The organism is Thioclava sp. SK-1, assembly GCF_001705665.1.
In the GTDB taxonomy this organism is placed as follows: domain Bacteria; phylum Pseudomonadota; class Alphaproteobacteria; order Rhodobacterales; family Rhodobacteraceae; genus Thioclava.
Map to the genome: position 1 here is coordinate 73293 of NZ_MDHA01000021.1, position 13758 is coordinate 87050.

Annotated in this window: 12 protein-coding genes; 6 read left to right on the forward strand and 6 right to left on the reverse strand. The window is 57.2% G+C overall.

What is annotated here, in order from left to right:
* Positions 1-45: 45 nt before the first annotated feature.
* The gene (gene hisI / locus BFP70_RS01230; protein WP_066009348.1) at positions 46-408 is read right to left on the reverse strand and encodes a phosphoribosyl-AMP cyclohydrolase; all 363 of its coding nucleotides are present in this window, start codon (positions 406-408) and stop codon (positions 46-48) included.
* Between the two features lie 62 nt (positions 409-470).
* On the opposite strand from hisI, the gene BFP70_RS01235 reads away from it, so the two are divergent.
* Positions 471-902 carry an iron-sulfur cluster assembly scaffold protein gene (locus tag BFP70_RS01235; RefSeq protein ID WP_066009350.1) on the forward strand — a complete coding sequence of 144 codons (432 nt, stop codon included), beginning with the start codon at positions 471-473 and terminating at the stop codon, positions 900-902.
* A gap of 54 nt (positions 903-956) precedes the next feature.
* Positions 957-2360, forward strand: coding sequence for a methyl-accepting chemotaxis protein (locus tag BFP70_RS01240; RefSeq protein WP_066009353.1), 1404 nt, complete (start codon positions 957-959; stop codon positions 2358-2360).
* A gap of 392 nt (positions 2361-2752) precedes the next feature.
* On the opposite strand, the gene recG is transcribed toward BFP70_RS01240, so the two are convergent.
* Positions 2753-4843: an ATP-dependent DNA helicase RecG gene (gene recG, locus BFP70_RS01245; RefSeq protein ID WP_066009355.1), complete on the reverse strand. Its 2091-nt coding sequence runs from the start codon at positions 4841-4843 to the stop codon at positions 2753-2755.
* Between the two features lie 3 nt (positions 4844-4846).
* Positions 4847-7069 (reverse strand): NAD-dependent DNA ligase LigA, encoded by a 2223-nt coding sequence (gene ligA / locus BFP70_RS01250; protein ID WP_066009668.1) that lies wholly within the window; start codon positions 7067-7069, stop codon positions 4847-4849.
* A gap of 264 nt (positions 7070-7333) precedes the next feature.
* Between ligA and BFP70_RS01255 the strand changes: the two genes are divergently transcribed.
* Positions 7334-7948, forward strand: coding sequence for a DNA-3-methyladenine glycosylase I (locus BFP70_RS01255; RefSeq protein ID WP_066009357.1), 615 nt, complete (start codon positions 7334-7336; stop codon positions 7946-7948).
* A 50-nt stretch (positions 7949-7998) separates the two neighbouring features.
* Here the strand turns inward: BFP70_RS01255 and BFP70_RS01260 are convergent, their stop codons facing one another.
* On the reverse strand, positions 7999-8571 hold the full coding sequence (locus BFP70_RS01260; protein ID WP_066009361.1) for a YceI family protein: 573 nt from the start codon (positions 8569-8571) through the stop codon (positions 7999-8001).
* Positions 8572-8758: 187 nt separating this feature from the next.
* Between BFP70_RS01260 and BFP70_RS01265 the strand changes: the two genes are divergently transcribed.
* Both BFP70_RS01265 and BFP70_RS01270 read left to right on the forward strand, forming a co-directional pair.
* Positions 8759-9811 (forward strand): bifunctional transcriptional activator/DNA repair enzyme AdaA, encoded by a 1053-nt coding sequence (locus BFP70_RS01265; RefSeq protein WP_066009363.1) that lies wholly within the window; start codon positions 8759-8761, stop codon positions 9809-9811.
* Positions 9812-9889: 78 nt separating this feature from the next.
* Positions 9890-10561, forward strand: a complete 672-nt coding sequence (locus tag BFP70_RS01270; protein ID WP_066009365.1) for a Hint domain-containing protein — start codon at positions 9890-9892, stop codon at positions 10559-10561.
* 73 nt (positions 10562-10634) lie between these two features.
* On the opposite strand, the gene glnA is transcribed toward BFP70_RS01270, so the two are convergent.
* Complete coding sequence (gene glnA, locus BFP70_RS01275) at positions 10635-12044, reverse strand: type I glutamate--ammonia ligase (protein ID WP_066009367.1); 1410 nt, start codon at positions 12042-12044, stop codon at positions 10635-10637.
* A 67-nt stretch (positions 12045-12111) separates the two neighbouring features.
* A complete protein-coding gene (locus BFP70_RS01280) occupies positions 12112-12450 on the reverse strand; it encodes a P-II family nitrogen regulator (protein WP_066009669.1) in 339 nt (112 codons plus the stop codon).
* Between the two features lie 352 nt (positions 12451-12802).
* On the opposite strand from BFP70_RS01280, the gene BFP70_RS01285 reads away from it, so the two are divergent.
* Complete coding sequence (locus BFP70_RS01285) at positions 12803-13642, forward strand: NAD(P)H-hydrate dehydratase (protein ID WP_066009368.1); 840 nt, start codon at positions 12803-12805, stop codon at positions 13640-13642.
* Positions 13643-13758 lie beyond the last annotated feature (116 nt).

The window sequence follows — 13758 nt, forward strand, 5'->3', positions numbered from 1 at the left end:
GACCATCCAAAGCGGTGTGAAACACAGATCAAACCGCTTTGAGCGTTATTCAACCATCGGTGCCATGATCTCAATTTCCTCGCCATCACGCACGGCGGTATAAAAACATGACCGGCGGTTGGTGTGGCAGGCCGGACCAGATTGCTGCACCAGCATCAGCAGGCAATCCCGGTCACAATCCACCCGCATCTCTACCAGGCTTTGCACATGGCCAGAGCTTTCGCCCTTGGCCCAAAAGCTCTGACGTGAGCGCGACCAATAGGTGACATGGCCGGTTTCCAACGTTCGTGCCAGGCTTTGGGCATTCATCCATGCCATCATCAAAACCTCGCCTGTGTCGGCATCTTGCGCGATCGCAGGCACCAGACCATTGGCATCATATTTCAGGCATGTCGGATCAAATGGCATCTGGGCTTTCCTCTTGGCGCTATCGCCCCTATCTAACCAACAGACACGGATGGGAAAAGACCATGAGCGACGGCGATCTCTTTAAACTTTATTCGCAGCGGATCCTTGCCCTCTCAACAGAGATGCCTTGTACCGAACCGCTGGCGGCACCGACGGCCAGCGCGCGCAAACGTGCACCGCTGTGCGGATCGACCGTCGCGGTTGAGATCGCGCTGCAAGATGGCAAGATCACCGGCTATAGTCAGGATGTGCATGCTTGCGCCCTGGGACAGGCCTCTGCGGCGATCTTTGGGGCGCAGATCATCGGCATGACCCGCCCACAGGTGCAAGAGTTACGCGACCAACTGGCCGCGATGCTGAAGGGTGGCCCCGTCCCCGCACCCCCGTTCACCGATTACGAAGTGCTGACGGCGGCGCGCGAATATTCCAACCGCCACGGGTCTATTTTATTGGCGCCGGATGCCGTGCTTTTGGCTTTTGAGAGCGTGGCTTAACAACATCTCAATCCGAATCAGGCACCGATCAAGGTTCATCCTGTCGGAGCCAACATGAACGACCTGTCTCTCTCGCCAAAGCCACCCTCCACCGAGGCGCAAGACCGCATCGCCACAGAAGCGATCGCGCTTGGGCGGGAAATTGTTGAGATCTCTGCCGCGCTGGATGTTCTGGCCGATACCACGCAGGCGCAGCTGCGGCATTTGCAGCAGGCACAAGCGGCAGCAGATACCGTGTCACAATCCAACACCCGCGTGCTGTCGGACGTGGATCGCGCATCGAAAGCCGTTGACACCACGATGGCAAGCGTAACCCAGACCGTGGCGCAAATTCGCGAAAGCGGCGATCACGCACGCAAAATTGCCGGTTGGGTGCAGTCTGTGGCCTCGCGGATGGGTCAGGTTGGCGAGACATTGGGCAAGGTGAAGGCTGAGAATGCGCAAATCCGATCCATTGCGACACAGGTGAATATCCTAGCGATCAATGCGAAAATCGAGGCGGTGCGCGCCGGGGACGCCGGGCGCGGCTTTGCCGTTGTTGCGGAAGCCATCAACGAGCTTTCGCAAAAAACCGGTAAAGCGGCAGAGGGGATTGATCTGGCGGTGAGCGGTTTGGATACCGGGATCGCTGAACTTCGAAAAGAGGCCGAAACCATCACCAGCACCGCTGAGAATGTGTTGAATACGGCGAATGAAACCGACGATGCAATGGTGTCCATGACCCGCAGCGTTGAAGAGACAAAATCCGCCGTCACCGATATCTCCAGTCGCGCGAATGAGGTTCGTGATGCCAACCACAGTTTTGGCCCTGCATTCCAGCGCATGGCAGATGGTATGCGCCAAACCGATGAACAGGTTCGCGCATCACAAGCCGGCACGGGCGGGCTGATCACCAAAGGCGAAACCATCGTGCAACAGGCTGTGCAACTTGGCGGGCAGTTGGAAGATGGCAAATTGATCAGCTATGTTCAGGTGCAGGCCAAGGCCATCGGAAAGCTATTTGAAGCCGCTGTCGCTGCCAACGAAATTTCCGAACAGGATCTGTTTAACCGTCAGTACCGCCCGATTGCCGGAACCGACCCAACACAGGTCATGGCGACATTTACCGCGTTCACCGATAAGACCCTACCGCCGATTCAAGAAGCTGCGTTAGAAAAAGACCCGAAAATTATCTTCTGTGCTGCAGTTGATCAAAATGGCTATCTGCCTACCCATAACCTGAAATTTTCTAAACCTCAGGGCCCTGACCCAACCTGGAACGCCGCCAATTCGCGTAACCGACGGATATTTGATGACCGTGTCGGACTGCGTGCCGGGCGATCCACCGCACCATTCGTCTTGCAGATCTATCGTCGGGATATGGGGAACGGCACATTTGTGCAGATGAAAGACCTGTCCGCACCGATTGTCGTGCATGGCCGACATTGGGGCGGGCTGCGCATAGCCTATGGATTTTAACCCACGGCCTTTGGGCAAAAAAAGGCCGTCATCCGAAGATGACGGCTAAAATATGTGCTTTGCTTTTGGGGTGTGTGGCCCGGGATGATCGCTAAGGGGACAGGGCGATCAAAGCAAAGCACAAGGCAGATGAGGCAGTGTAGTCAGATCCAAACAGGCGATCAGATCAAACCGGGTAGGCACAAGACACCCAGAAAGGTGACACAAAGCGAAACTGCGCCAAGCGCATCCAGAAGCAAATCATCATGATCAAGTGCTTTTGTAAGTTTGCGTAGCATGTCATTACCCTCCTGCGTTTCTGTTGCTGCTTTGTTCTCATATCAACGAGAACAAGTAAAGAACATTTTATTAATTTTGTTCTCAAAATGTTCCGAACTCAGGTATGAACATTATCAACCCACTGAAATCAAACGGATAGCGCGGTCTTGTTCCATCAACCATAATAGCGCCCGCGCCGCCACGCCACGCGGACTGGTCAGGTCTGGATCCATCTCTAGAAGAACACGCGCATCGGATTGTGCTATGGCCATCAAATCCGACTGCCGTTCCAAATCCGCGATGCGGAATTTTGGCAGCCCGGATTGCGCGGTGCCGATCATGTCCCCGGCGCCACGGATCGACAGGTCCTCTTCGGCAATGCGGAACCCGTCTTCGCTGTCACGTAGGATTTTCAAACGCCGTTCTCCGGTTTCGGTGAGGGGCGGTTGATACATCAGCAAACAGGTGGATGCGGCCGAACCGCGCCCAACCCGCCCGCGCAATTGGTGCAACTGCGCCAAGCCAAAGCTTTCGGCGCGTTCGATCACCATAATGGACGCATTTGGCACATTCACGCCAACCTCAATCACCGTGGTGGCCACCAGAACGCGGCTGCGCCCAGCCACGAAATCCGCCATTGCTGCGTCTTTCTCTGCCGAACTGAGCTGACCATGAACCAGCCCGCAGACCCCCTCTCCGAAGATCGCGCGCAAGCTGCGAAACCGCTCCTCGGCGGATTGCAAATCAGAGCGTTCGCTCTCTTCGACCAGCGGACAGACCCAATAGGCCTGACGCCCGTCTTCCACCGCCCGCTTCAGATGGGCCACGACCTCATCAAGGCGTTCACCCGAAATCAGCGCTGTCTTGATCGGCTGACGTCCCGGGGGTTTTTCGTCCAAAATCGAGACATCCATATCGCCATATTGCGCAAGGGCAAGCGAGCGGGGAATAGGCGTGGCGGTCATCACCAGAATATCAACGGCCTGGCCTTTGCTGCCCAATTCCATCCGTTGCGCAACGCCGAAGCGGTGTTGTTCGTCAATGATGACCAGACGAAGATCATGAAATTCAACATCTTTTTGGAACACTGCATGGGTGCCTAACAGGATATGAATTTCCCCGGCGGCCAGCGCGCCCAGTTTGCGCGCGCGCTCTGCGCCCTTGTCGCGCCCGGTCAAAACCTCAATCACCAGCCCCGCATCAGCGCAAAGCGGCGCCAGGCTTTCCAAATGCTGACGGGCCAAAATCTCGGTCGGGGCCATCATTACCCCCTGCCCGCCCGATTCAACGGCTGCGATCAATGCCATCAGCGCAACAAGGGTTTTCCCCGACCCTACATCGCCTTGCAAAAGGCGGTTCATCTTCAATGGCTTGACCATATCCGCGTGGATTTCTGAAATCGCCCGCGTTTGTGCCCCGGTTGGTTGATATGGCAAGGCCTGCAACACCTGCTGCGCGATGTGCCCATCGCCGCGCGTCGCCCGCCCCTTGCCGCGCCGCGCCTGCCGCCGCGCCAGAGCCAAGGTAAGCTGATGCGCCAGAAGTTCATCATATGCCAGTCGCGCACGGGCCGCCGCATCGGGCGCGACATCGGCCAATGTCTGGGGCGCATGCGCCGCGCCAAGCGCCTGACGCCATGTCGGCCACGCTTCTTTCTTCACCATACCCGGGTCGATCCATTCAGCCAGATCCGGCAGGGTTTGCACCACGCTGCCCAAGGCTTTGGCCATGACCTTCTGCGTCAGCCCGCCAGTCAAAGGATAGACGGGTTCAAAGCGCGGCAGCTCCGGTGCATCAGTGATGGGCAAGATATAGTCGGGGTGAACGATCTGCGCCTTACCATCAAACAGATCCAGCTTGCCCGACACCACACGGCGTTCTCCAACAGGCAATTGTTTTTCCAACCATTTTTCACTGGAACGGAAAAACACCAAGGTAAGTTCAACCGCCTGATCTTGCACCAAAACGCGTGACGGGGCACCCGCGCGGGCGGCCCTAAAATGGCGCAGAACCTCGACCTCGGTCGTGACGGTGGTGCCGGCAGGACAGTCGCGCACCGTCGCCACGGGCCGGCGATCCACAAGGGAATGCGGCAAGGTAAACAACAGATCGCGCGGCTTGGTAACCCCCGCATCCCCCAATGTTTTGGCCAGTTTCGGCCCGATCCCCGGGAGTGCCTCAAGCGAGCCAAACAGAGAGAACAGTGATTCAGGACGCCCAGCCATCGATTATTGCGCCCCGGCCAGCGCGATCCACGCGTCTTCGTCAATTACCTCAATGCCCAGATCTGCGGCCTTCGTGGCCTTGGACCCGGCGCCGGGACCCGCAACCAAAATATCGGTTTTCTTTGAGACAGAGCCCGCAACCTTGGCCCCCAGCTCTTCGGCACGGGCCTTGGCCTCTGCACGGGTCATTTTCTCAAGACTGCCTGTGAAAACAATGGTTTTTCCCGCAATGGCCGTATCTGTTTTCGGCTTCTCTGCGGCCTGAATGTCCAATTGCGCCACCAGACGGTCAATCGACGCCCGCTCTGCCTCTTGTGCGAAAGACCCGACAAGCGACACGGCGACCACCGCGCCAATCCCGTCGATACTGACCAGATCATCCCAAGCTGCACGGGCGGGCAGCGCCACTTTGGGGTCTTGCGCCCAGATGTGATCACGGGTTGGTTTGATCTTGGCACTGCGCCCAGCCGATTGCGCAGCCTGACGTTCGCGCAGCACCGCGGCCTCTGCCTGCGTATGGCGCAGCTCAGCAGGGCGGGCGCGGTCAACAGCCTCTATCAACACATCCCAAGTACCAAAATGGCGCGCCAGATCAGAGGAGGCGACCTCCCCCACATGGCGCAGGCCCAAAGCGAAAATCAGCTTGGCCAGTGGCACCTTGCGCGCGCTGTCAATGGCATCAAACAGTTTTTCAGCGGATTTATCGCCCCAACCTTCGCGGTTTTTCAACTGTCGAAGCTGCCCCGGACCAAAGCGATCGCGCAGGGTGAAAATATCTGCCGGCTCTTTGATCCAGCCATCTTCATAAAAACTTTCGACCTGCTTGGCACCCAGCCCATCAATATCAAACGCCCCACGCGAGACGAAGTGACTTAGCTTTTCAACCGCTTGCGCCGGGCAAATCAAGCCACCAGAGCAACGGCGCACCGCATCGCCTTCTTCGCGGATCGCTTCGGACCCGCATTGGTCGCAATGGGTGGGAAAGACGAATGGCTGCGCATCATCGGGGCGGCGCGACACATCGACATCGGCAATCTTGGGAATGACATCGCCAGCGCGATAAATTTGCACCCAATCGCCCACGCGAATGTCACGCCCGCCGCGGATATCTTCGCCGTTGGAATTCCGCCCTGCGATATAATCCTCATTGTGCAATGTCGCGTTGGACACAACAACACCGCCAACGGTCACTGGCACCAAACGCGCAACCGGGCTAAGCGCACCGGTCCGCCCCACCTGAATTTCGATCGCATCCAAACGGGTCCATGCCAGCTCGGCCGGGAATTTATGCGCAATCGCCCATCGCGGCGTGGTGGAGCGAAAACCAAGCCGGCGCTGAAATGCCAGATCATCTACCTTATAAACCACACCATCGATATCATAACCCAAATCAGCGCGTTGGTGTTCAATGTCATGGTAATGCGCAATCAGCTCCGCCACGGTTGTACAGCGCTTTGTCAAAGGGTTGGTCTGAAAGCCAAGTTCGGCCAGACGGGCGATCGCCCCGCTTTGCGTCTCTGCCAGCGGCTGCGACACGACACCCCAGGCATAGGCAAAAAATCGCAAAGGCCGTGCCTGGGTTACTTTGGCATCCAACTGGCGCAAAGACCCGGCCGCAGCATTGCGCGGATTGGCGAAACGTTTGTCGCCACGCGCCTCTTGCGCCGCGTTCAAATCGGCGAAATCGCTATGCGACATATAGACTTCGCCGCGCACCTCCAAGATATCTGGCGCATTGGTCAGCCGGGTAGGAATATCGCTGATCGTGCGGGCGTTTTCGGTGACATTCTCTCCCACCTCCCCATCACCGCGCGTCGCAGCATAGATCAGCACACCGTTTTCATAGCGCAGCGACAGTGACAGGCCGTCAATTTTTGGTTCTGCCGTCATTGGCAGATCGCCATCGCTTAGGCCCAGATATTTTCGGATGCCGCGAATAAAATCGGCCACATCTTCATCTGCAAACGCGTTGCCCAGGCTCATCATCCGCTGCTCATGCCGGATTTTGCCAAACCCTTCCGCCGGGGCTGCACCGATTTTCTGCGTTGGGCTGTCGGCGCGCGCAAGCTCGGGGAACTGTGCTTCAATCTGCATCAGACGGCGTTTGGCAGCATCATAGTCGGCATCCGACATCTGCGGTGCATCTTCTGTGTGATAGGCCGTATTTGCGGCGGACACATGGTCGCGCAGCGCTGCCGCCTCGGCTTGGGCCTGATCAAAAGACATCTGCGCAACATCGGGGGAAGTTGGGGTCGCCATGATCGTTTCTCCTTCGCCTGTCACAACATGGCACGGATGCGCCAGATTTTGACCCGGGTATACGGGCCAAGTAGATAGGCTGCACCACGAAGCACGTCCAGACCGAAGCCCCCATAGGAGGGCAAAAAATGCGCGCCCCATATGCGGCTTGTCCTCGACGTGGCAGGCTATACCCGGCCCGGCATGCGGTCTATATTCAGGCCGGTCATGAGGCATTGCGGAAAGGTGTTTATGGACTTATTTATTGACCCGCTGGACAATCAGCCACGCTGCGGTTGGTGCGCCCAAGCACCGGAATTTTACAAAACCTATCATGATACAGAATGGGGCTATCCCGTTGATGATGATCGAAGATTATTTGAAAAAATCTGTCTTGAAGGGTTTCAATCCGGCCTAAGCTGGCGCACGATTTTGGCCAAGCGTGAAAATTTTCGCGCGGCGTTTGCAAATTTTGACGTTGATGTCATGGCAAGGTTTGACGCCACTGATGTGGAGCGTCTGGTTCAGGATGCCGGAATAATCCGCCACCGTGGAAAGATAGAAGCCGTGATCAACAATGCCGCCCGCGCAATTGAACTGCGCGCGGAATTCGGCAGTTTGGCTGCGTATTTCTGGCAATATGAACCCATACCAGTTGACCAATGGGCCCCTGTGGCGATGACACAGGAATCGCAGGCGATTTCCAAGGATCTGAAGAAGCGCGGCTGGAAATTTGTTGGACCAACGACGGTTTACGCGTTCATGCAGGCGATGGGGCTGGTCAATGACCACATGCCCGGCTGCTGCTGCCACAGCGCTGCACAGGCTGCGCGGGCACAGTTTACGCGTCCCGCGCCCCAGACATAAAAAATCGCCTGCCAATCCCGTTGGCAGGCGATTTTTATCTTTTCATCCGATCAGTCGGCTTTCGATGCTTCGATCGAGATAAACACTTTCACCTCATCCGAGACATAGGGTGCAAATTGACCCATGTCGTAATCCGAACGCACAACGGTGGCAGTCGCGTCAAAGCCAACCCATGGTTTCTTCGCCATCGGATGCTCACCCATCTGGGTCATTTTCGCATCCAATGTGATCGGCTTGGTGATGCCGTTGATGGTCAGATCACCCGTGATATTCGCGGTGGTGTCGCCGGTGACTTCGATGCCGGTCGATTTGAACGAAATTTCCGGCGCTTCGGCGGCGTCAAAGAAATCTGCGGTCAGGAAATGTGTGGTGCGTTCGTCCCAGCCGGTGAACAGGCTGTCGGTTGGGAAGGCGACCTCTACCGAAGACGCGGCCGGATCTTCGGCATCAAATTCGATTGAGCCTTCAAAACCGGAGAACATGCCCGTGGTCGTTGAAAAACCCAAGTGGTTGTAATCGAACACGATCTGGCTGTGGCTAGGGTCCAGGTTATAGGTTTCGGTTTCAGCGGATGCTGCGGTGGCGGCGAGCGCCAGGCCGGCGGCGAGCAGAACAGATTTCATCGCGTAACTCCGTTGGTTGCGACTTCGGTATGGGAGGAATTTAGCCTGATTTTCTCTGGTCTCAATTCCACAAGCCAAAACAGAATCTGTGCGCATTCGCGCAGCCCTACGGTAACATCTACGCCCGATTTCCGTCTGCACTGCGCCTGCCGCCGCGCTATACATAGGGGAAGAACAGGAGACTGCGATGCTTTTTGCCCTGCCTGATGATGACACGCTTTATGCCGCACTTGTGGCCCGCGACGCGCGGTATGACGGTCAGGCCTTTGTCGGCGTGACCTCCACCGGGATCCTTTGCCGCCTGACCTGCCCCGCCCGCAAACCCAAGCGCGAGAATTGTAAATTCTTCGACACGATTGGAACGGCATTGGCAGAAGGGTTCAGGCCGTGCAAACGCTGCCATCCCCTTGCCCGCGTAAGCGAGGCCGATCCGGTGATCGCCACGCTGCTGGGCGCATTGGACGCGGATCCCACGCGGCGTTGGTATGAAGGCGACATTGCTGCATTAGGGGTTGATCCCTCCACCGCGCGACGGGCGTTTAAGCGCGCCTTTGGAATGACATTTCTGGAACTGGCCAGGCAGCGTCGGCTTGGGGCCGGGTTGGGCACATTGGCGATGGGCGCACGGGTAATCGATGCGCAGATGACCAGCGGCTTTGACAGCGCCTCTGCGTTTCGGGCGGCGGTAACGCGGATTTTAGGTCAGCCGCCCGGCGCGTTTAGCGACATGCCACTGCTGTTTATCGACTGGATCGACACGCCGCTAGGGCCGATGCTTGCAATTTGTGATCACATGACATTGCATCTGTTGGAATTCATGGATCGCAAGGGCTTACCCGCAGAACTTCAGAAATTACATCGGTTTACACATGGCCGGATCGGGTTTGGAAAGACCCCGGCAACCGCACAAATTAGGGCCGAATTAGCCGCCTATTTCCGCGGGGAATGCGCCGAATTTACCATCCCCTTGGCGCTGCATGGGACCGAATTTTCCAAAACAGTCTGGGACGCGCTGCGCCAAATCCCTGTAGCGCAGACCCGGTCATATGCCGATCTTGCGCGCGCCATTGATCGCCCCAGTGCGATGCGTGCCGTGGCCCGGGCCAATGGGGCCAATCAGATCGCGATTGTCATTCCATGCCATCGGGTTATCGGCTCTGACGGGTCACTGACCGGATATGCAGGCGGGCTGTGGCGCAAGCAAAAGCTACTGGAGGTCGAGCAGGCGTTTCAAAAATAATGCGGCTGAGCTGCTTGGTCATTTCAATTCTATTAAGATTTTAACGGTATCGGTAAGCCCTCAGTAGAGGATACTCCGATGATCGCGCTTCACGCCTATGACCATGATGATACCCATGGACCGCTGACAATCCAGACCCATGTGTCAGAGCAAAACGCCCGCTTCGCCAGCGGTATCTATGCCGGAACGGCTGTGATCACACCACGCGGACCGCGCCAGATTGCGGCCCTGCGCGCCGGTGATTTAATTGAGACATTCGACGACGGGCCACAACCGATCACCGCGATCGAAGGGTTCAACGCCCGCATCTTGGACATGGCTTTGCCGCGCGCGCTTTGGCCGATCGGGCTTGCCCAAGGGATGTTGGGCAATCGTCGTCCTGTCCGGCTGGCCCCGAACCAGGCGGTGATGCTGGAATCCGACAGCGCCGAACAGGCCTTTGGCGATCCTTTCGTGATGGTGCCGGCCGCCACGCTCCTGTCACTGCCATGCGCGCGGCTGCTGTCACCCAGCCCATTCGACAAAATCTATCACATCCGCTTCGATACGCCGCAGTTGATCATGACCGCCGACGCCGGTGTGATGCTATGCGAACCTAAATCACTTCTGCATCATTGGGCCGATACAGCGCCGCTGGGTTATACCACTTTGCCGCTGGATTACGCGCAAGAGCTTTTGGCGCAGGACATTGACTGCGCAGGCGGAATTGCCCCCTATCTGCAAAAGTTGACAGCACAGATCGCCGCATAAGCCTAAACCACCCTTGAAACTGAAAAAGGGCGCCATCGCGGCGCCCTTTCCCAAATTCCAATCCCTAAGGGGATTAGCAGCTGTAATACATTTTGTATTCAACCGGGTGCGGTGTGTGCTCGTAGGCGTAAACCTCTTCCCACTTCAGCGCCATGTAGCCTTCCAACTGGCCTTTGGTGAACACGTCGCCTGCCAGCAAGAAGTCCATATCGGCTTCCAGCTCGGTCAGGGCTTCGCGCAAGCTGCCGCAGACTGTTGGGATTGCAGCCAATTCTTCTGGCGGCAGGTCGTAAAGATCTTTGTCCGAGGACGGGCCCGGATCGATCTTGTTTTTGATGCCGTCCAGGCCAGCCATCATCAGTGCCGCGAAGCACAGATAGGGGTTTGCCGCCGGATCAGGGAAGCGCGCTTCGACACGTTTCGCTTTGGGCGATTCCGCGAACGGGATACGCACACAGCCCGAACGGTTCGACGCCGAGTAGGCACGCAGAACCGGCGCCTCGAAGCCCGGGATCAAACGCTTGTAGGAGTTGGTCGACGGGTTGGTGATCGCGTTCAACGCTTTGGCATGTTTCAAGATACCGCCGATGAAATACAGCGCCTCTTGCGACAGGTCCGCGTATTTGTCGCCTGCAAACAGTGGCTTGCCGTCTTTCCAGATCGACATGTTCACGTGCATACCGGTGCCGTTATCGCCCGAGATGGGCTTGGGCATAAAGGTTGCCGATTTGCCATAGGCATGTGCAACGTTGTGAACGACGTATTTGTATTTCTGGATCTCGTCGGCTTGCTTGGTCAGCGTGCCGAAAACAAGGCCCAGCTCGTGCTGGCACGATGCCACTTCGTGGTGGTGCTTGTCGACCTTCATGCCCATACGCTTCATGGTCGAGAGCATCTCGCCACGCAGGTCTTGCGCATCATCGATTGGGTTGACGGGGAAATAACCGCCTTTAACGCCCGGACGGTGACCGGTGTTGCCCATTTCGTATTTCGTGTCGGTGTTCCAAGCCGCGTCAATCGCGTCAACTTCGAACGACACTTTGTTCATGCCAACCTGGAAACGCACGTCGTCGAACAGGAAGAATTCTGCTTCCGGGCCGAAGAAGGAAGTGTCGCCAATGCCCGAAGCAATCAGATAGGCTTCGGCACGCTCGGCTGTGCCGCGCGGGTCACGATCGTATTTTTCGCCTGTGTCGGGCTCAACCACGGTGCAGTGCACGCACATGGTCTTTTCTGCGTAGAAGGGGTCGATGTAAACCGATGCCGGGTCCGGGATCAGTTTCATGTCAGACTTGTCGATCGACTTCCAGCCCGCGATGGACGAACCGTCGAACATGAAGCCATCTTCAAAGAAATCTTCATCAACTTCGTCAACAATCAATGTGACGTGCTGCAATTTGCCGCGTGGGTCGGTGAAGCGAACATCTACATATTCGACTTCTTCGTCCTTCATCAGCTTGATGGCGTCTTTCACGGTGCTCATCAATAATACCCTTTCGTTTAGTATTAATCGCTTGGATCTTTCGATCCTGTGTGTCTCAGGTGAAAGCTTAGATCGCGTCGTCGCCGGTCTCGCCGGTGCGGATGCGGATCGCTTCTTCAACGGGTGAGATGAAGATCTTGCCATCACCGATCTTCTCGGTGCGGGCGGCATCGGTGATGGCGGTTACAGCCGCCTCAACCATATCATCCGACAGCACCATCTCGATTTTCACCTTCGGCAGGAAATCAACGACATACTCTGCGCCGCGATACAGCTCGGTATGACCTTTTTGACGGCCGAAACCTTTTACTTCGATCACCGAAAGCCCTTGAATACCGGCCTCTTGCAGGGCCTCTTTCACTTCGTCCAGCTTGAACGGCTTGATGATCGCTTCGACCTTCTTCATTCCGCCGACTCCCCCAATTTGGTCTTGTGCAACGCTTTGCAGCATGTTCCCACGCGCCCCGCAATCATCCAGAGGACCCGAACCGGGCCTATCCAGTGGTTTTGGCAAGGCGCGCCTATTATCTTTGCCATTTGCACAAATATTATGCCAAATGTAAAGCCTATCTGCGTGAAAATAGGCGTAACAGATATTCACGCCTATTTGTGCGCCGAAATCGCCCGCGGAATTGCCTGCAGAATAACCAAAACAGGTTTGCGGCCTCTGGCTGGACGCGTCCTTGCGCGTTGACGATTTAGATAGGAAACTCGATTAACCCTAACCCCGTGAAGCCTATGATTAAACGGAGAGTTACATGACCACCCCTTTGGATTTCGACAGTCAGCGCATCCAATCTTTGGGCAAACGCTCCGATCAGCATAAATATGACCATGGGCATGCGCTGGTCTTATCGGGTGGGCCGGGGCGCGGTGGGGCGGCGCGGCTGGCGGCGCGGGCGGCCTTGCGCGTCGGGGCGGGTTTGGTAACCATCTGCAGCCCACAATCCGCGATGGCCGAGAATGCCGCGCAGCTTTCATCGATTATGCTAAGCCCCCTGCCCGACAGCTACACGTTACGCGGGATTCTTAGCGATGATCGGGTCAGTGCGGTCTGCCTTGGTCCGGGCTTGGGCGTGCCGCGTGCGCTGGATATGGTGCCCGCAGCCCTGTATTCAAAACGTGCCACAGTGTTGGATGCCGACGCCCTGACCGCCTTTGAACAAGAGCCAGAGATGCTGTTCAATCACCTGCACCCGCAGGCGATCATAACCCCGCATCGTGGTGAATTTGGCCGTCTCTTTCCAGATTTGGCACAGGCTGACAGCCAAGCGGCAGCCACACAGGCCGCCGCCCGCGCCGGCTGCACCGTGCTGCTAAAGGGGGAAGATACATGGATTGCTGAGCCTGACGGCCGGTCCACTTACCTGTCATGCCGGGGGGCGCGCGCCGTGCCGTGGCTGGCCACCGCCGGATCCGGCGATGTCCTGGCCGGGCTGATCGCGGGGTTAATGGCGCGCGGTCATGCTGGATTTGACGCGGCCTGCACGGCCGCATTACTGCATGCGCAGGCCGCGCGCAGCTTTGGGCCCGGATTGATTTCAGAGGACCTGCCCGATTTGATCCCGCAGGTTCTGCGCGACCTGGGCGTGGCCTGATCGCCCGCTTAAATCGCCATATAGCGTTCACATATCGCCCAAAAACAATGCGGTAGCGCCGCTTTAGCGTGCAGGCCGGAGCGAAATGCTGCAACTGCACAGGCTTGTGTGGTGTG

Bases quoted from the DNA above. Each gene is read 5' to 3' on its own strand.
- BFP70_RS01255 (WP_066009357.1), top strand. From the start codon at position 7,334: ATGGACTTATTTATTGACCCGCTGGACAATCAGCCACGCTGCGGTTGG.
- glnA (WP_066009367.1), bottom strand. From the start codon at position 12,044: ATGAGCACCGTGAAAGACGCCATCAAGCTGATGAAGGACGAAGAAGTC.
- recG (WP_066009355.1), bottom strand. From the start codon at position 4,843: ATGGCTGGGCGTCCTGAATCACTGTTCTCTCTGTTTGGCTCGCTTGAG.
- BFP70_RS01270 (WP_066009365.1), top strand. From the start codon at position 9,890: ATGATCGCGCTTCACGCCTATGACCATGATGATACCCATGGACCGCTG.
- BFP70_RS01285 (WP_066009368.1), top strand. From the start codon at position 12,803: ATGACCACCCCTTTGGATTTCGACAGTCAGCGCATCCAATCTTTGGGC.
- BFP70_RS01240 (WP_066009353.1), top strand. From the start codon at position 957: ATGAACGACCTGTCTCTCTCGCCAAAGCCACCCTCCACCGAGGCGCAA.
- hisI (WP_066009348.1), bottom strand. From the start codon at position 408: ATGCCATTTGATCCGACATGCCTGAAATATGATGCCAATGGTCTGGTG.
- ligA (WP_066009668.1), bottom strand. From the start codon at position 7,069: ATGTCTTTTGATCAGGCCCAAGCCGAGGCGGCAGCGCTGCGCGACCAT.
- BFP70_RS01265 (WP_066009363.1), top strand. From the start codon at position 8,759: ATGCTTTTTGCCCTGCCTGATGATGACACGCTTTATGCCGCACTTGTG.
- BFP70_RS01235 (WP_066009350.1), top strand. From the start codon at position 471: ATGAGCGACGGCGATCTCTTTAAACTTTATTCGCAGCGGATCCTTGCC.
- BFP70_RS01260 (WP_066009361.1), bottom strand. From the start codon at position 8,571: ATGAAATCTGTTCTGCTCGCCGCCGGCCTGGCGCTCGCCGCCACCGCA.
- BFP70_RS01280 (WP_066009669.1), bottom strand. From the start codon at position 12,450: ATGAAGAAGGTCGAAGCGATCATCAAGCCGTTCAAGCTGGACGAAGTG.